Origin of the sequence: Croceivirga thetidis (assembly GCF_012272815.1) — a bacterium.
GTDB lineage: Bacteria > Bacteroidota > Bacteroidia > Flavobacteriales > Flavobacteriaceae > Croceivirga > Croceivirga thetidis.
In genome coordinates this window covers 1,550,266-1,566,648 of record NZ_JAAWWL010000001.1, presented here as the reverse complement: position 1 = coordinate 1,566,648, position 16,383 = coordinate 1,550,266, and the positions used below count along the sequence as shown (strand labels likewise).

Sequence of the window (16,383 nt, the reverse complement as noted above, 5' to 3'; positions counted from 1 at the left end):
TGAATGCAGCGATTACTAGACTATATACTCAGTAATAGAAATACATTCTTATTTGGTATTCTCTTACTGATTTCGCTGACATTAACCTTTCGCTCCCATTCCTATCATCAATCAAAAGTTTTCAATAGCTCTCGATGGCTGACCGGAAATGTCTATCAAATTTCAAATAACCTGACCTCCTACTTTGATTTACGTGAAGCTAATGAGGTATTACTTGAAGAGAATAGACTTTTGCGCAACCAACTTTTTAATCAGCAAAACGGACCACAAGAAAATACCGATTCGGAGAATTGGTCATTCGAAGTAATTGGTGGAGTAGTTATCAATAATAGTTACAATTCACCGAACAATTACATAACCATCAATAAAGGCAAAAAACACGGTCTTGTTCAAGATATGGGAGTTATTACTTCAAAAGGACTTTTGGGGATTGTTGAAAACACATCCTTAAATTTTGCTACGGTTCAAAGCCTCTTGAATACCAAATCAATCATTAACGCCAAAATCAAAAACACCAATTATTTTGGTTCCCTGACATGGGATACAGAAAATTATAATGAGGTTCAACTTGTTGACATTCCAAAATCAGTGCCTTTGGTTGTGGGTGACACTATAGTAACAGGTGGAATGTCGAGCATATTCCCAGAGAACATTCCGATTGGAGTGATAAAGAAATACGACTTGAATACGTCAAAGAGCTTTTACACAATAGACGTTGGGCTCTTTAATGATATGGCAAACCTCAACGCTATATACGTTATTAAAAGCCGGTATCGAAGAGAGCAAATTCAACTTGAAAATTCAACTAGAAATGCAAATTAACAACACCTTCTTAGTTCTTGCTTTGCGTTTTCTAATGCTGCTCCTTGCCCAGGTTCTAATTTTTAATGATTTGGGATTTTTGGGTTTTATCAATCCAATGGTCTATGTGCTATTTGTGTATTGGTATCCACTGAGAACGAACAGGTCAATTTTTCTAATTGCAAGTTTTTTATTGGGATTTGCCATAGATGTATTTTCGGATACATTGGCAATACACTCAACATCATTATTGACTGTTGCCTTTTTGAGACCACTTATCATGCGATTTAGCTTTGGTGCAGCAGTCGATTTTCAAGGCTTTACCTTCAAGAATACCACCTTGGTCCAAAGGGTTACCTTTTTGGCTGTTTTGATTTTTATACACCATACGATTTTCTATTCGCTCGAAATTTTAAGTTTCTCCCATTTCCTGCTAATTTTGAAAAAGATTCTGTTTATAGGTATAGCTAGTTTAATTTTATCCTTACTGTTAAGTTCATTGTTCGCCTTGAATAGGGAGTAAATGAGGGTTTAAGAATTCTTAAATGAAAAAACTACTTCTCTTTTCGTTTGTCATAGTCATAGGTTTCGTTTATATCGGAAGGCTCTCGTATATGCAGCTATTTAGTTTCTCGTCTAACCGTGTGCTAGATGATTCTGCGGTAAAAGCTGTTTACGATTATCCTGAACGGGGATACATTTATGATCGCAATGGAAATTTATTGGTCGGCAATCAAACGGCCTATGATGTTATGGTGATACCTAGGGAGACAAAACCTTTGGACACTCTTGAATTCTGTGGACTATTGGGAATCTCGAAAAGTGATTTTCTAAAGAGACTTGAAAAAGCCAGGAACTACTCTCCAAGACTTCCTTCGGTTCTGGTAGCCCAACTCTCCAAAGAAGATTATGCCAGTCTTCAAGAGAAGATGCGAAAGTATACCGGTTTTTATATTCAGAAACGTTCATTAAGGGACTACAAGACGAATTCCTCTGCTAATGTACTCGGTTATATCAGTGAGGTAAATGAAACCGACTTGAGCACCAATAAATATTACACTGCTGGGGAACTTATTGGTCGCACGGGAATTGAAAAACAATACGAAGAATTCCTTCGTGGACGAAAAGGTGTAAAGTTCATACAAAAAGATCGCTTTAATCGCGCCATTGGGCCATATAAAGAAGGGAAGCTGGACACCTTACCGGAATTAGGAACTGAAATTCACATCACTATTGATAAAGCCCTTCAAGAGTATGGTGAAAAATTAATGGTTGGAAAACGGGGTGGTATTGTTGCAATTGAACCCAAGACCGGTGAAGTATTGACAATGATTTCAGGCCCATCATATGACCCAGCATTATTAGTGGGTCGTGAACGGTCAAGAAATTACAGCAAACTACATTACGATAGCATTTCAAGACCTACCTGGGACCGTTCGATTTTATCAGAACAATCACCGGGTTCTCCTTTTAAAGCCTTAAATGCCTTGGTTGCTCTACAAGAAGGTGTAATAACGCCAAAAACCAAATTTACCTGCTACAACGGGTTTTATGTCGGAAAGAAAAAAACAAAAAAGCTTTGCCATTGTGGTGGTGGTATAAGGAATATGAATTCTGGAATATTCACTTCTTGCAATGCCTATTTCGCAGGAACTTTCAGAAATATTTATGGCAAGTACGAAACCACCGATGAAGGTATGGATGTTTGGGAAAACCATATGCGAAGTTTCGGTCTTGGAAACTACCTGGGAATTGATTTACCTACGGGCAGGCCTGGTAGAATTCCAACAAAAGAGTTTTATGATAAGTGGTACGGCGATGGCCGTTGGTATTCGCCAACCATAATTTCAAATTCAATTGGCCAAGGTGAGGTCGCAGCTACTCCATTACAATTGGCTAATATGACTGCCGCCATAGCAAACCGTGGTTATTTCTATACCCCTCATTTGATAAAAAGGGTTGGAGGTTCAAGTGCCATTGACCCCAAGTTTACCGAACGTCGATATACTACGATTGATAAAGAACATTTTGAACCCGTTATTGAAGGAATGGCAAATGTTTATAAGTACGGAACGGCAAATCGCCTTAGAATTCCCGATATAACCATTGCCGGAAAAACTGGAACGGTAGAAAACTTTACCCGTATTGATGGTAAAAAAGTACAACTCACTGACCACTCGGTTTTTGTGGCTTTTGCTCCCGTTGAAAACCCTAAAATCGCGATATCGGTTTATATTGAACATGGGTATTATGGGGCACGTTATGCAGGTCATATAGCATCCTTGATGATTGAAAAGTATTTAAAGGGTGATATAACCAGAAAAGACTTGGAGTATCGTATGTTCAATACCACGCTAGAAAAAGAATATGAAAAACCATTCAGTGGCGAACCATTTAAGATAAACGAGTATGTATGGTGACAGTCTATTAAGACGAATCGATTGGATTACCATACTCTTATATTTGGTTCTTGTAGGGGCCGGTTGGGCAAATATCTATAGCACAACGGTAGAAGAGGAGAATGTCGCACTGTTGAACTTGGCCACGGAATATGGCAAACAATTGTTCTTCATCCTGCTTTCAATTGTAATTGGAATAAGTATCTTTTTTTTTAATTCTACCTTTTTTGAACGTTTCGGAAGCATTTTTTACATCATTTCGCTTGTGCTCTTGCTGGGCCTTTTTTTATTTGGAAAAACAATCGGCGGTGCAACTTCATGGTACGATTTGGGTTTTATGAACCTCCAGCCCTCCGAGTTGGCCAAATTGGCCACCATTATGGCACTTGCAAAATATTTAAGTGACATTCAAACCGATATCAAAAGAAGAAAGCACCAGCTATATGCCATTTTGATTATTATCATACCGGTAGTACTGATATTGCCCCAACCTGATCCTGGAAGTGCTTTGGTCTATTTTGCACTTTTTTTTGTGCTGTTTAGGGAAGGGCTTCCCATTTATTATTTGGGCATTGCGCTATTATTGGTACTCCTTTTCGTACTGACCCTGATTTATGGTGTAGTATGGATTGTTATAGGCTTGGGAATGCTGACCTCTTTGTTTTACCTATTCAAAAAGCCAACACTTAAAGTGCCTACCTTACCTATGGCTGTGTTTTTGACCATATGTGTACTCTATTCACTCTCCGTAAGATTCGTATATACTGAAATCTTTGAGGAAAGACATCGTAATCGCTTCGACCTTTGGCTAGGGCTAGAAGATGATGAACGAAAATTGGAGCAGATAAAAAAGACTATTGGTTACAATACCTATCAGGCTGAAAAAGCAATTGAATCAGGGGGCTTTTGGGGGAAGGGCTTTCTAGAGGGCACCCGCACCAAAGGAAACTTTGTTCCTGAACAGCACACAGATTACATTTTTAGTTCTTTAGGTGAAGAATGGGGCTTTTTTGGAACTTCGATTGTTATCATTCTTTACACGCTCTTCTTTATTCGACTATTGAACCTTGCGGAAAGACAAAAACGTGATTTCTCAAGAATGTTCGGCTATGGGGTAATTTCAGTTTTATTCTTTCATTATGTTATTAACATTGGAATGGTCATCGGCCTACTACCTACTATCGGAATTCCACTACCCTTTTTCAGTTATGGTGGTTCAGGACTATTATTCTTTACGGCAATGCTCTTTATTTTTTTGAAACTGGACGCTTCACGACTAATGGAAAATTAAATTAGAATTTCCATCCCTCTGAATTCACATTTCGTTCCAAATGTGATTGTATAGTTTTTGGTAGCCTTTCAAAAAAGTCTATCCCTGTTAATTGTTCAAGTTTATCAATAGGCACCAAAAAGTGCTCAAGCGAACGAGCGGATTCTTCGTGCGGAACCAGAAAACAAAGTGCTTTTAAATCTTGACCAACGCCACGAAAAATAATTTTGTAATAGTGTTCAGGAACATCAACATCTTCGGAACCAATCTCTTTTAAACTATCGGTAAGCACTCCACCGGTGATAACCGTTAAGTCTCCATGACGTCTGCACCAATAACGAACCTGTTGCTCCAAGCGGTTCCAAACCCCTGCGTTGAAATCCTTTTTTTGAGGGGAAATATTACTCGTATAGAAGGTCTCATTGTACGCCTGTTCTGAAAACCTTCGATCCCCAGCGGGACAAAGATGCCCTCGGTCAAAACCAGAGTTTTTATAATTGCGCCAGTCTGCCGATTTTGACGGAACCTTTGGGTCTTCAATAAAATAGGGCCGCCTTCTATCATCGTTTGTTAGATGCGATTTCTTTAATTCATAATAAACCCATTCGGCCTGTTCATGGGGTTCGCTGTAGGATAGTGAATAAAAGTTATGTTTGATGATTACTCCTCTTGTTGTGCTTGGGAAGTACTCGTCATTTTGTGCTATTTCATTACCTAAAGCTTCATCCGAATAGGTATCAGGTGTATAAAAGTTTTCGAAGAGCCAAAACCCGACAATGCAAGTTATAAGTAAAATGGAATAAACCGTTTTTCGCTTCATGGGCACAAAATACAAAGCCCTGTCAAAACTGACAGGGCTTTATCAAAAGGCTTTTCTAAGGATTATCCCTTTACTGAAGATTTGTTCTTGTTACGTAAAACGTCCATTTTTAAATCTTCCAATACGTTAATGGCTTCTTCGACATAAACATCTTTAGCCAAATCTTGGTGCCAACGGTCACGCTTTTCACGTAAAATAGGATCTTGGGCAAACAATTCTTTTTCGTACTTCAAAGACTCAAACGTAAGCTTTGAATCGTATTCATAGATTTTTTTGAAATAATCCGACTGTTTTTTATCGTTGTCTCTATCGGTCTTATAGCTATCATAGTTAAGCGATACCAAGGTTTGGTCTTGTTGTTTACTTAACCATTTTGCGTTTTCCTCAATCAATTGAATCTGAGGATTCATTGACATTCTTGCCTGACTTTTTGCAATGGTACCTTCGTAATCAATATAACCATCCCAGAATTGGTAGTCGGCCGGGGTAATTTTATCCCACCCTAATGGGTTGTCTTGATCTCTTTCTCCAATATCAATGTAGGAATACCTGTCTGGAACTACGATATCACTTTTAACACCTTCAAGTTGTGTTGAACCCCCATTAATTCGATAGAACTTTTGGGTCGTTAATTTGATAGCTCCTAAATTTCCATGTTCATTGCTTCGAACAATATTATCCAATGGAATTACATTTTGAACCGTTCCTTTACCAAAGGTTTGTTTACTACCTATCACAATGGCCCTTTTATAATCCTGCATTGCAGCGGCTAGAATTTCAGACGCAGAGGCAGATAATTCATTTACCAATATGACTAGAGGACCATCCCATTGGATTCGCTCATCTTTATCTTCGTGAACTTCTTTACGCTTGTCAGAGGATTTCACCTGTACAATCGGACCATCTTTGATGAATAGTCCTGCCATTTCAACTACTGTCTTTAAAGATCCTCCACCGTTATCGCGTAAATCCAAGATAAGTCCTTCGGCACCTGCTTGCTTTAAACGTTCTACTTCTTTAGCAACATCCGTTGCAGCATTTCGTTCGGTATAATCTTCAAAATCAACATAGAACTTCGGCAAATGAATAAGACCGAACTTCTTACTGTTTTTAATTACAGTTGCAGATTTCGCATAAGACTCTTCAAGTTCAACCACATCACGGGTAATTGAAACTATTTCAACACTTCCATCTACTTTACGCACTGTAAGTGCAACGGTAGTTCCCTTTGGACCTTTAATTAACTTAATGGCGTCGTCTAAACGCATACCTACAATATCGATTGGCTCTTCATTCTCTTGACCAACCTTTATGATTTCGTCGCCTACTTCTAGGCTTTTATCCCTCCATACGGGGCCACCAGATATAATCTCAACAATTTTTGCCCCTTCAGGCTTCTTTTGAAGACGTGCTCCAATACCCTCGAACTTTCCTGAAATGTTGATATCGAATTTATCTTTTTCTTCTGGTGCAAAGTAAAAAGTATGAGGGTCAAATTCGTCAACAATGGTATTTACGTATTGTACAAACCAATCCTTGCGTTCTAAATCGTCTACGAAATCAAAAAACTCATCAAGAGTGGTCTTCGTACTCTTACGGGCTTCAGCCTCTACTTCAGCAAGAGTAACATCTTTTAATTCTATCGGGGTTGTATTGATGTTTGCTTCAACATCAACACTGACCATGTCAGGACCTTGGGTATCCGACGAACCACCAGAAACAGCAGTTTTACGAATTGAAATTTTATTATCGTAAACCCCTAGGGCATTGTATTTTAATTGTTTTCTCCAACGTTCCTTGAGTTCTTGTCGATTTTGAGCATAAGATTCATCTTTGTAATCAATATTGATTTCTTCTTGCTTTGAAAAATCAAATGGCTCTTCCAAGACTTCGGCATAAATATCTTTTGCTTCATTCATCCGTGTCATCAATCGATCATAAACTAAATTGAAGAACGTAATCTCAGTATTCTTCAATTCATCATCTATTTGATATTTGTATGTTTCAAATTCTTGAATATCAGATGCCAAAAAATAACGCTTGGTAGGGTCTAGAATGTCAATAAAATCTTCATAAACATTCGCAGAAAATGTATCGTTTATGTCTTTGGGTTCATAGTGACCTCGTTCTAAAACGTAGGTAATAAGGTCTAATAGAAGTTTATCCTTATCATTACTCTCAAAAGATTTGTTGGTAAAACTGCATGAAGCAACCGCAATAAGCATAACAACAAAACCAAACGCAAAATTCTTCTTCATAAAATGGTATTTTTGGGACTGGATTTAGCATCCTATTTTTCGTTCTACATCTAAATATCCAGCTACACTTTGTTTGTAATTATCTAAGATACAGAAAAAATCATGCCAGCTATTTGAGCCTCACATAATTTTGTGTTAAACGAAAGCACACCTTTATCCTTAACGAAAAACGTATTTTTGCGGCTTAAAGTATGGTGTCTTGAAAAATCCCTTAATATTAGTCACGAATGATGACGGAATCACTGCTCCAGGGCTACGTAGCTTGATAGAATTTATGAAGGAAATTGGGGATGTGGTGGTCGTAGCACCCGATAGCCCGCAATCAGGAATGGGGCACGCCATTACCATAGACAATACCCTTTATTCGAAAAAGGTAATTATTGATAAAGATAAAGGGGCCCCTGCCGAATACAGTTGTAGTGGTACACCCGCGGATTGTGTTAAACTGGCCCTGCAAGAGCTATTAGACCGTAAACCGGATATTGTTGTCAGTGGAATTAACCACGGCTCGAACGCCTCTATAAACGTAATTTACTCTGGTACAATGAGTGCCGCAATCGAAGCTGGTATTGAAGGTATTCCCGCTATTGGCTTCTCATTATTGGATTATTCATGGAAGGCTGATTTTAGTGGTGTAGGCAGGAGTGCTAAAAAAATAGTTCAAGAAGCCTTGACCCAAGGTATGCCAAGGGGTACGGTGTTGAATGTAAATATTCCAAAAACAGATGGTGCTGAACCAAAAGGCATTAAGATTTGCCGTCAAGCTCGTGCAAATTGGCGAGAGAAATTTGATAGAAGAAAAAGCCCAACGGGCAGGGAATATTTCTGGTTAACTGGAGAATTTGAACTTTTGGACAAAGGTGAAGATACAGATATTCACGCACTATCAGAAGGCTTTGTTTCCGTGGTTCCGACACAATTCGATTTGACCGCTCACCACGCTATTCAACAATTAAATTCATGGAATTTCAATGAATAAAATTCAAAAAGAAACCCTCATTGGTTTTATTGTCGGGGTTATTGCCAATACTTTTGGAACGCTACTTTACATTTTATTTTTTTCCGATTTAGGTATTGTAGAAACCTACAATGCAGCGGTGGAACAAGAACACATCGGAAGTTTATTGGCCCTTGGTGCCATTTTAAATCTTGTGGCCTTTTTCGGTTTTCTTAGGATTAAAAGGGACTATAGGGCAAGAGGTGTTATGATTGCAACTATTTTAACAGCTTTGGTAATTTTGTATTACAAGCTGTTCTAAATCGGTAAATGAAATACTATATAATTGCTGGAGAAGCATCAGGGGATCTTCATGGTTCGAACTTAATCAAAGCTTTAAAAAAGCATGATTCGCAAGCAACCATACGATGCTGGGGTGGTGATTTAATGCATGAAGCTGGAGGCGAATTGGCCAAGCATTATAAAGACATGGCCTTCATGGGTTTTATCGAAGTCGTCAAGAACCTTTCATCCATTTTCAAAAATATCTCCTTCTGCAAACAAGATATTAGCAAGTTCAAACCTGATGTTGTCATTTTTATAGATTTTTCGGGTTTCAACCTACGGATTGCCAAATGGGCGCACCAACAAAAACTCAGAACGAACTACTACATTTCCCCTCAGGTTTGGGCTTCACGAGCTGGTCGTGTTGAAAAAATCAAAAAGTACATCAACCAGATGTATGTTATACTACCGTTCGAAAAGGAATTCTACAAAAAGTATCAATACCCTGTTGAATTTGTGGGACACCCTCTTTTAGATGCGATATCAAATCGAGAGAAACTGTCGTCAGAACAATTTAGACAAGAAAATGGTCTGCACCCCGAAAAACCAATTATAGCCTTGCTCCCAGGTAGTCGAAAACAAGAGGTTCAAAAAATGCTCGGGGTAATGCTGACCACGGTCCCCCATTTTTCAGAATATCAATTTGTAATCGCAGGTGCCCCAAGTTTGGAAAACGACTTTTATGCACAATTCACCACGAACCAAAGTGTTCATTTTGTTTCAAATCAAACCTACAGTCTTCTCGAAAATTCACACTCGGCATTGGTCACCAGTGGCACCGCAACTCTAGAAACCGCATTATTCAAAGTGCCACAGGTTGTATGCTACAAAGGCAACTGGGTATCTTATCAAATTGCCAAACGCATCATCACCTTGGACTATATTTCTTTGGTCAATTTAATTATGGGGAAGGAAGTGGTCAAAGAACTAATTCAAGGTGATTTGACACCTGAAAACCTAAAAATTGAACTTGGCAAACTTCTTGATCCTGTAAATAGAAATCGGGTTTTGGCAGCATACGATGTGCTAGAAGAGAAACTTGGTGGTACAGGTGCAAGTGATAAAACAGCCACCTTAATAATTGAAAAGCTCTAAATTTAGATGGTGAAGAAGATTATAAAATCTGCGCTCCTAAAAATAGTCTGCTTTACCAGCCTCTTTCTATTTGTAAATTGTGTAGCTAAGAAAAAAACATCTTACACCAAAAAGAGGACGGTAACGATTGAAGCATCTGAGGAAAAATCAAACTCCGAAGCTACTGAAAATGAATATCGTAGTCGTAAGGCCGAAAAGGTGATTGGAACGGCGTTGGGCTTTTCAGGGGTCAGATACAAATACGGCGGAACGACACGCAAAGGAATGGACTGTTCAGGTTTGATATACACCTCGCTCTTAGAACATGATATTGACTTTCCCCGGGTTTCGTATCAAATGGCCGATGAAGGCAAACGAATAAGCCTGAAAGAGGTAAAAAGTGGTGACCTACTATTTTTCAGAACTTCGAAAAACGGTAAACGCATCAATCATGTGGGGTTAGTAGTCGAGGTTACAGGTGACGAAATACGCTTTATTCATTCTACCTCTTCAAGGGGAGTAATTGTCTCTTCGCTTCGTGAAGGTTTTTGGAATAGCACCTTTATTAAAGCCACACGCATTTTGTAATGCGGAATTTTCAGTTCATTTCAATTAAACTCACGCTTGGCCTTATAACAGGAATCCTACTCGGATACTATTTCTCTATAAACCCAATCTATCCAGGAATTTCAATTCCTTTCCTATTAATTGCTTTAGGGTATTACAAAAAAAAGGAAAAGAGAGATGCTTTTCCGATTTTTGGTCTGCTCGCTGCATTACTACTTATTTGCTTAGGCATTTTAGTTGTAACTCTCAGTAATCTACTTAGCAACCGAAATCACTATGCCAAACAGTTAAGTGGGCAGGAGCAGTTGTTTGAAATCAAGGTCAAATCGGTACTAAAACCAACTTCATTTTCTGAGCGCTACGTAGTTGCAGTCAAATACTGTGACTCCTCAAAAGTATCTGGAAAACTACTTCTGAACCTGCCATTGGATTCAATAACAAACGAATTCAAAATTGATGATGAATTCGTTTTCATAGGGGCGCCAGAATTGGTCAAAAAACCATTAAATCCTCATCAGTTTGATTACAAAGACTATCTGAAAAAGCAGGGTATATCGCACCAGATTCGATTGGAGAAAGCGCCTTTGGTTAAAATTCCTAAACCATCTAAAACCCTTGTGGGAATAGCATCAAATTTCCGTGATGATCTCATCAAAAATTTAAAAACTTACAATTTCGGCGAAGCAGAACTTAGTGTAATACAAGCACTAATTCTTGGTAAACGTGACGATATTTCAAATGAAACCTATAATGATTACAAAAACGCTGGAGCTGTTCATATTCTTGCAGTATCAGGGCTGCACATCGGAATCCTTTTGATCATTCTACAATTTCTTTTTAAACCCCTTGAGGTTCTTCGAAAAGGGAAACAGCTAAAAACAGTTCTAGTGATTACAGCACTTTGGGTATTCGCGGTTATTGCTGGACTTTCGCCTTCTGTTGTTCGAGCTGTAACCATGTTCTCGTTTTTGGCGTATGCGATGAATCTGAATCGCCCAACCAATACTTTTAACATCATTGCGCTATCAATCTTCTTCATTCTTTTGTTCAAACCGCTTTTTTTATTTCAAGTTGGGTTTCAAATGAGTTATTTGGCTGTACTTGCCATAGTTTGGATTTACCCTAAACTTCAGCGGTTTTGGTATCCTGATAATTGGTTGATAAGAAAACTATGGCAATTACTTTCAGTCAGTCTTTCGGCACAACTCGGAGTATTACCATTAAGTCTTTTTTACTTTCATCAATTTCCTTCCTTATTCTTCATAACCAATTTAATCGTGGTACCCTTTTTAGGTCTTATACTTGGCATTGGAGTTTTAGTTGTAGTCCTTGCCGCTATGAAGGCATTACCCGAATTTTTGGTAGAGGCTTACAACTATCTAATCACGCAAATGAATGCCATTATTAGCTGGGTTGGAAATCAAGAGGGGTTTGTTTTTCGTGATATTCCTTATGATCAAGTACAATTAATATTGGGATACGCTTTTATAATTGGTATGGTACTTTACCTTACAAAACCCAAATTCAAAAATATTGTAATGTTTTTGGGTTCTTTGAGCGGGCTCTTAATTTGGGGTATTTTCAACCAATATTCATTAAAGACCGAGGAACGGCTCATATTGCTTCATCAGACAAGAAATTCAGTTATAATTCATCAAACAGCTGAAAATCTTACGGTTTTGCACCGAAATGAAAATTTGAATCAAAAAATAGTCAACGATTTTAGAGTTGCGGAGCGAATTACTGAAGTCAAGTCGAGTGATCTACGAAACAGTTACAGTATTGATGGGAAATCCTTGGTCATATTGGATAGCACAGGTGTTTACCCAAACCAATTACATTTGGATTACGTATTGCTTACCGAATCGCCGAAAATTAATTTAGAACGCCTGTTAGATTCCATAAAGCCGAAGGTAGTTTTGGCAGATGGGAGCAACTATAAAAGCTATGTTCACCGATGGGAAGCCACATGCCTTAAAAGAAAAGTCCCTTTTCACCATACTGGCGAAAAGGGAGCTTATTATTTTAAATTGAATAAGTAATTAATGCACGTTACCCATTAAGCGTTTCATAAGTGGCCCAAAGACAATGACCACAGCTCCAGCGACCAAGGCATAAATTGCTATCAACCTAAAGCCATCTAAATAAACATTCAACGTATCAAAACCTCCAACATTACTATCCGTGCTTTCGATTGCCAATTGTTTTGAGATAAACCCAACTATCTGAAATGCATAGGCCGAAGACAAGAACCAAACCCCCATCATAAAAGCTACAATGCGCTTAGGTGATAAATCGGTAATCTTCGATAAGCCCACTGGTGACATAAACAACTCACCAACGGAAATTATGAAATACAAGGCCAACAAATATGAAAATGGTACCATTCCATTTTCATCTGCACTAGCTCCACTAAGTGAAACGATATAAAAACTCAAACCAGCTAAGAGAAGGCCCATTCCAAATTTGTAAGGAGTTCTTGGGTTCAATTTTTTCTTTGCCAAATAGGTCCACATTAAGGAAATAGGGATAGACAAAATCACAATGAACATGGAGTTTAGTGCATTGGTTTGACTAGCATTAATCAACGAAAGATTTACATTCCTTGCTGCAAATAAAGTAATGACACTACCATGTAATTCGTGAAAGCCCCAGAAAATTGTCATAAAAAAGGTAATCAGCAAAGCCATGAAAAGTTTCTTTCGCTCATCAGGGGTAGCTCCAACCATAATTTTAGCAATAAAAGCGAGTACCGCAATGCCAATTACATAGAATAAAAGAGTCACCAAATTAATTCCGCCAAAAAATGAACCTTCATCAAAAACGGCTTTGTAAGAATATAGGAGATAGGCAACCAAAGGGGCAGACAAAAAAGCCAATATCTTGACCAATAGATGTTGCGGTAAACCCATCACCTTTTTCTGATATACTTCAATACTAGGTGGTCTACCTCCGTCTCCGAATACATTTTTTTTAATTCCGCTCCAGAAGAATAAAAGCCCTGTCAACATTCCTATTCCTGCAAGACCAAATCCATAATGCCAACCATAGGTTTCACCCAACCAACCACATAAAAGTGGCGAGATAAAACCTCCAATGTTAATCCCCATGTAGAAAATGGTAAATCCTGAATCTTTTCGCGGATCCCCGTCTTTATATAGGGTCCCCACAAAAGTTGAAATGTTCGGTTTAAAGAATCCATTTCCAACTACTATAAAGGCCAATGCCAAGAAAAAGGCCATATTATTCTCAATAGCCAATACGAAATGCCCAAGCGCCATTAATATACCTCCGAGAAAAATGGAGCTTCGCATACCTAAAATCGTATCTGAAATACGCCCACCAATCACTGTTGATGCATAGACCAAAGAACCATATGACGCATAAACTGCAGCTGCCGCATAATCTCTTGTTGCTAAGGCTTCAAATATTACCTTGACCATGTATAAGGTCAAGAGGGCTCGCATTCCATAGAAACTAAAGCGTTCCCATAGTTCGGCAAAGAACAGATAAAAAAGTCCCTGGGGGTGGCCCAAAATTTGTTTTTGGTCGGCTGCTTTGGCTACATCAGACATAATTATATTGGTTTAGTTTAGTTGATTATCCTTTGATTTTGTCCACTACTGGCTCTTCCTTTTTAGGGCGATTTCCTAATTTATCGTAAACAAAATTGGTCATTTTTCGGTAGAGGTGCTTACGGGTGTTTCCGCCATAAATACCGTGATTTCTATCAGGATACACAGCCCAGTCGAATTGTTTATCGGCTTGAATCAAGGCTTCTATCATTCGCATACTGTTTTGTACATGTACATTGTCATCCCCAGAGCCATGGACCAATAGGTAATCTCCCTTTAACAATTCAGGATAATTGAACGGAGACTCGTTATCATAACCTTCAGGATTTTCTTGCGGGGTACGCATAAATCGCTCTGTATAAATAGTATCGTAAAAACGCCAGCTAGTAACCGGTGCAACGGCTATGGCCATTTCAAAAGTATCATTGCCTTTTAACAAAGAATTGGTACTCATATGGCCTCCGAAACTCCAACCCCAAATTCCTGTTCTATTTTCATCGATATAAGGCAACTCACTCAACTTCTTTGCCGCCGCAATTTGGTCTTCGGTCTCGTACTTAACCAGGTTCAAATAGGTCACTTTCTTGAAGTCCCGCCCTTTTAAACCGGTACCACGACCATCTACACAGGCCACAATATAACCTTCTTGGGCCAACATTTGATGCCAATAATCATTGGCTCCCATCCATCGATTGGCAACCGATTGTGAGCCAGGCCCACTGTATTGGTACATCAACAAAGGATACTCTTTATTAGGGTCAAAATCCTTCGGTTTTATCATGTACATGTTCAGGTCATTGCCATTGATGTTTATAGTAGAAAACTCTTTTTCACTTAGTTCGTACCCATTGAGTTTTTCCAATAATGCTTCATTATTCTTAATGTCAGCAACTTTTTTTCCGTTGGCCGCATTGTGCAAGGTGAATTTATTAGGAGTCGTTGAACTGGAATAGGTATTGATGAAATAGGTGAAATCTGTGCTAAAAGATGCAGAATTTGTTCCTTCTTTTGCTACCAACTCTTTTTTGTTATTACCAGAACTAGAAATACTGTAAACACCACGATTAATAGATCCGTTTTCAACAGATTGATAGTAGATACGGTCATTCTTTTGATCATAACCATAATAATTGGTAACCTCCCAAGGGCCTTCTGTAATTTGATTCATCAGTTTGCCGTCTTCATCGTACAGATAAATATGGTTGAATCCATCACGCTCGCTGGTCCAAATAAAACTATCGTCTGCCAAGAATGTAAGGTTGTCATGAATATCTACATAGGCATCATCTTTTTCTTCCAATAAGGTAACCACTGAATTGTCTTTGGCATTAACCTGGTGCAAAATCAAATGGTTTTGATGTCGATTAATGGTCTGAACACTCAAGTAATTCGGATTGTTCATCCAGTTAATCCTTGGAATGTAATAAGGCGCTCTCAAATCCACCTTTGAAATTTCTTTGCTGGCTACATCTATCATGTGTAATGAGACCTTGGCATTTTCCTCACCTGCCTTTGGGTATTTAAACTCGTATTGATAGGGATACAAATCCTTACCGTAAACATCCATTGAAAATTGTGGGACATTTGTTTCATCAAATCGTAAGAAGGCGATTTTACTACCATCACTGTTCCATTCAAAGGCCTGAACAAAGGCGAATTCCTCTTCATAAACCCAATCTGTAATTCCATTAATTATACTCCCCTTCTCACCATCTGATGTTAGTTGTACCGATTCTTCGGACGCTAAATCAAATAAATAAAGGTTGTTTTCAAAGGCGTAGGCCACTTGTGAACCATCAGGAGATAATTCAGGTTCCTGAATTTTCTTATCGGAAATCTGGACTATTTTTTTTGATTTAACGTCGTAGACATAATAGATTCCCAATCTGGAACGTCGAAATATGGGTTCTACCTCAGTAGCAAGAATCAATTGGGATTCATCTCCGCTGAACTCATAAGAACTAAATACAGGAACATCACCGCCAGAGGCAACAATAGTCTCTACTTTACTTTGAGTTTTATAATCGTATTTGTCTAAACTACTACCCTTTGGATTCCTTGTCAAATTCAATACGGTGTATTGTGTACCGTTGTTCATTGACCGGAGCGCATCCATATATTCAGCTCGGAACTCACCACCCCAAATTTCGTCAAGGGTAATTTGTTTTTGCTGAGAAGTAATTGATAATGAAAGGATTAAAGCGAGAAATAACGCTATTTTTTTCATGAAGGGTTCTTTTTGGTTAAAAGCTTTCAAGTTTACTACTAATTTTTCGAAAATGTAAACTTTTGGTAACAATTACCAAGCCAAAATTGCTTTGGGTTATCTTTGAAATT

General features: G+C 38.5%; 13 protein-coding genes. 9 read left to right on the top strand and 4 right to left on the bottom strand.

The window, feature by feature from the left end:
* The first annotated feature begins 3 nt into the window (after nucleotides 1–3).
* Genes mreC through rodA form a run of 4 tightly spaced genes read left to right on the top strand, consistent with a single transcriptional unit; the run spans nucleotide 4 to nucleotide 4,491 of the window.
* The gene (gene mreC, locus HCU67_RS07055) at nucleotides 4–822 is read left to right on the top strand and encodes a rod shape-determining protein MreC (protein WP_168551855.1); all 819 of its coding nucleotides are present in this window, start codon (nucleotides 4–6) and stop codon (nucleotides 820–822) included.
* The gene (locus HCU67_RS07050) at nucleotides 812–1,324 is read left to right on the top strand and encodes a rod shape-determining protein MreD (protein WP_168551854.1); all 513 of its coding nucleotides are present in this window, start codon (nucleotides 812–814) and stop codon (nucleotides 1,322–1,324) included. The genes mreC and HCU67_RS07050 overlap by 11 nt, the downstream gene beginning before the upstream one ends.
* A gap of 22 nt (nucleotides 1,325–1,346) precedes the next feature.
* Complete coding sequence (mrdA, locus tag HCU67_RS07045; protein ID WP_168551853.1) at nucleotides 1,347–3,221, top strand: penicillin-binding protein 2; 1,875 nt, start codon at nucleotides 1,347–1,349, stop codon at nucleotides 3,219–3,221.
* Nucleotides 3,211–4,491, top strand: a complete 1,281-nt coding sequence (gene rodA / locus HCU67_RS07040; RefSeq protein WP_168551852.1) for a rod shape-determining protein RodA — start codon at nucleotides 3,211–3,213, stop codon at nucleotides 4,489–4,491. The genes mrdA and rodA overlap by 11 nt, the downstream gene beginning before the upstream one ends.
* 1 nt (nucleotide 4,492) lies before the next feature.
* On the opposite strand, the gene HCU67_RS07035 is transcribed toward rodA, so the two are convergent.
* Entirely contained in the window at nucleotides 4,493–5,290 is a 798-nt protein-coding gene (locus tag HCU67_RS07035) for a DNA/RNA non-specific endonuclease (protein WP_168551851.1), read from the bottom strand.
* A 62-nt stretch (nucleotides 5,291–5,352) separates the two neighbouring features.
* The gene (locus tag HCU67_RS07030) at nucleotides 5,353–7,548 is read right to left on the bottom strand and encodes a carboxy terminal-processing peptidase (protein ID WP_168551850.1); all 2,196 of its coding nucleotides are present in this window, start codon (nucleotides 7,546–7,548) and stop codon (nucleotides 5,353–5,355) included.
* 199 nt (nucleotides 7,549–7,747) lie between these two features.
* On the opposite strand from HCU67_RS07030, the gene surE reads away from it, so the two are divergent.
* Genes surE through HCU67_RS07005 form a run of 5 tightly spaced genes read left to right on the top strand, consistent with a single transcriptional unit; the run spans nucleotide 7,748 to nucleotide 12,513 of the window.
* A complete protein-coding gene (surE, locus tag HCU67_RS07025) occupies nucleotides 7,748–8,527 on the top strand; it encodes a 5'/3'-nucleotidase SurE (protein WP_168551849.1) in 780 nt (259 codons plus the stop codon).
* Nucleotides 8,520–8,807 (top strand): hypothetical protein, encoded by a 288-nt coding sequence (locus tag HCU67_RS07020; protein WP_168551848.1) that lies wholly within the window; start codon nucleotides 8,520–8,522, stop codon nucleotides 8,805–8,807. Before surE ends, HCU67_RS07020 begins: the two co-directional genes overlap by 8 nt.
* Before the next feature lie 8 nt (nucleotides 8,808–8,815).
* Nucleotides 8,816–9,925 (top strand): lipid-A-disaccharide synthase, encoded by a 1,110-nt coding sequence (gene lpxB / locus HCU67_RS07015; protein ID WP_168551847.1) that lies wholly within the window; start codon nucleotides 8,816–8,818, stop codon nucleotides 9,923–9,925.
* 9 nt (nucleotides 9,926–9,934) lie between these two features.
* Nucleotides 9,935–10,492, top strand: coding sequence for a C40 family peptidase (locus HCU67_RS07010; protein ID WP_345890694.1), 558 nt, complete (start codon nucleotides 9,935–9,937; stop codon nucleotides 10,490–10,492).
* Nucleotides 10,492–12,513, top strand: coding sequence for a ComEC/Rec2 family competence protein (locus HCU67_RS07005; RefSeq protein WP_168551845.1), 2,022 nt, complete (start codon nucleotides 10,492–10,494; stop codon nucleotides 12,511–12,513). Before HCU67_RS07010 ends, HCU67_RS07005 begins: the two co-directional genes overlap by 1 nt.
* On the opposite strand, the gene HCU67_RS07000 is transcribed toward HCU67_RS07005, so the two are convergent.
* Complete coding sequence (locus HCU67_RS07000) at nucleotides 12,514–14,046, bottom strand: peptide MFS transporter (protein WP_168551844.1); 1,533 nt, start codon at nucleotides 14,044–14,046, stop codon at nucleotides 12,514–12,516.
* Nucleotides 14,047–14,071: 25 nt separating this feature from the next.
* The gene (locus tag HCU67_RS06995; protein ID WP_168551843.1) at nucleotides 14,072–16,273 is read right to left on the bottom strand and encodes a S9 family peptidase; all 2,202 of its coding nucleotides are present in this window, start codon (nucleotides 16,271–16,273) and stop codon (nucleotides 14,072–14,074) included.
* Between the last annotated feature and the right edge of the window lie 110 nt (nucleotides 16,274–16,383).

Excerpts from the sequence above, each read along its gene's own strand:
- mreC (WP_168551855.1), top strand. The coding sequence starts at position 4 with ATGCAGCGATTACTAGACTATATACTCAGTAATAGAAATACATTCTTA.
- HCU67_RS07050 (WP_168551854.1), top strand. The coding sequence starts at position 812 with ATGCAAATTAACAACACCTTCTTAGTTCTTGCTTTGCGTTTTCTAATG.
- mrdA (WP_168551853.1), top strand. The coding sequence starts at position 1,347 with ATGAAAAAACTACTTCTCTTTTCGTTTGTCATAGTCATAGGTTTCGTT.
- rodA (WP_168551852.1), top strand. The coding sequence starts at position 3,211 with ATGTATGGTGACAGTCTATTAAGACGAATCGATTGGATTACCATACTC.
- HCU67_RS07035 (WP_168551851.1), bottom strand. The coding sequence starts at position 5,290 with ATGAAGCGAAAAACGGTTTATTCCATTTTACTTATAACTTGCATTGTC.
- HCU67_RS07030 (WP_168551850.1), bottom strand. The coding sequence starts at position 7,548 with ATGAAGAAGAATTTTGCGTTTGGTTTTGTTGTTATGCTTATTGCGGTT.
- HCU67_RS07020 (WP_168551848.1), top strand. The coding sequence starts at position 8,520 with ATGAATAAAATTCAAAAAGAAACCCTCATTGGTTTTATTGTCGGGGTT.
- lpxB (WP_168551847.1), top strand. The coding sequence starts at position 8,816 with ATGAAATACTATATAATTGCTGGAGAAGCATCAGGGGATCTTCATGGT.
- HCU67_RS07005 (WP_168551845.1), top strand. The coding sequence starts at position 10,492 with ATGCGGAATTTTCAGTTCATTTCAATTAAACTCACGCTTGGCCTTATA.
- HCU67_RS07000 (WP_168551844.1), bottom strand. The coding sequence starts at position 14,046 with ATGTCTGATGTAGCCAAAGCAGCCGACCAAAAACAAATTTTGGGCCAC.
- HCU67_RS06995 (WP_168551843.1), bottom strand. The coding sequence starts at position 16,273 with ATGAAAAAAATAGCGTTATTTCTCGCTTTAATCCTTTCATTATCAATT.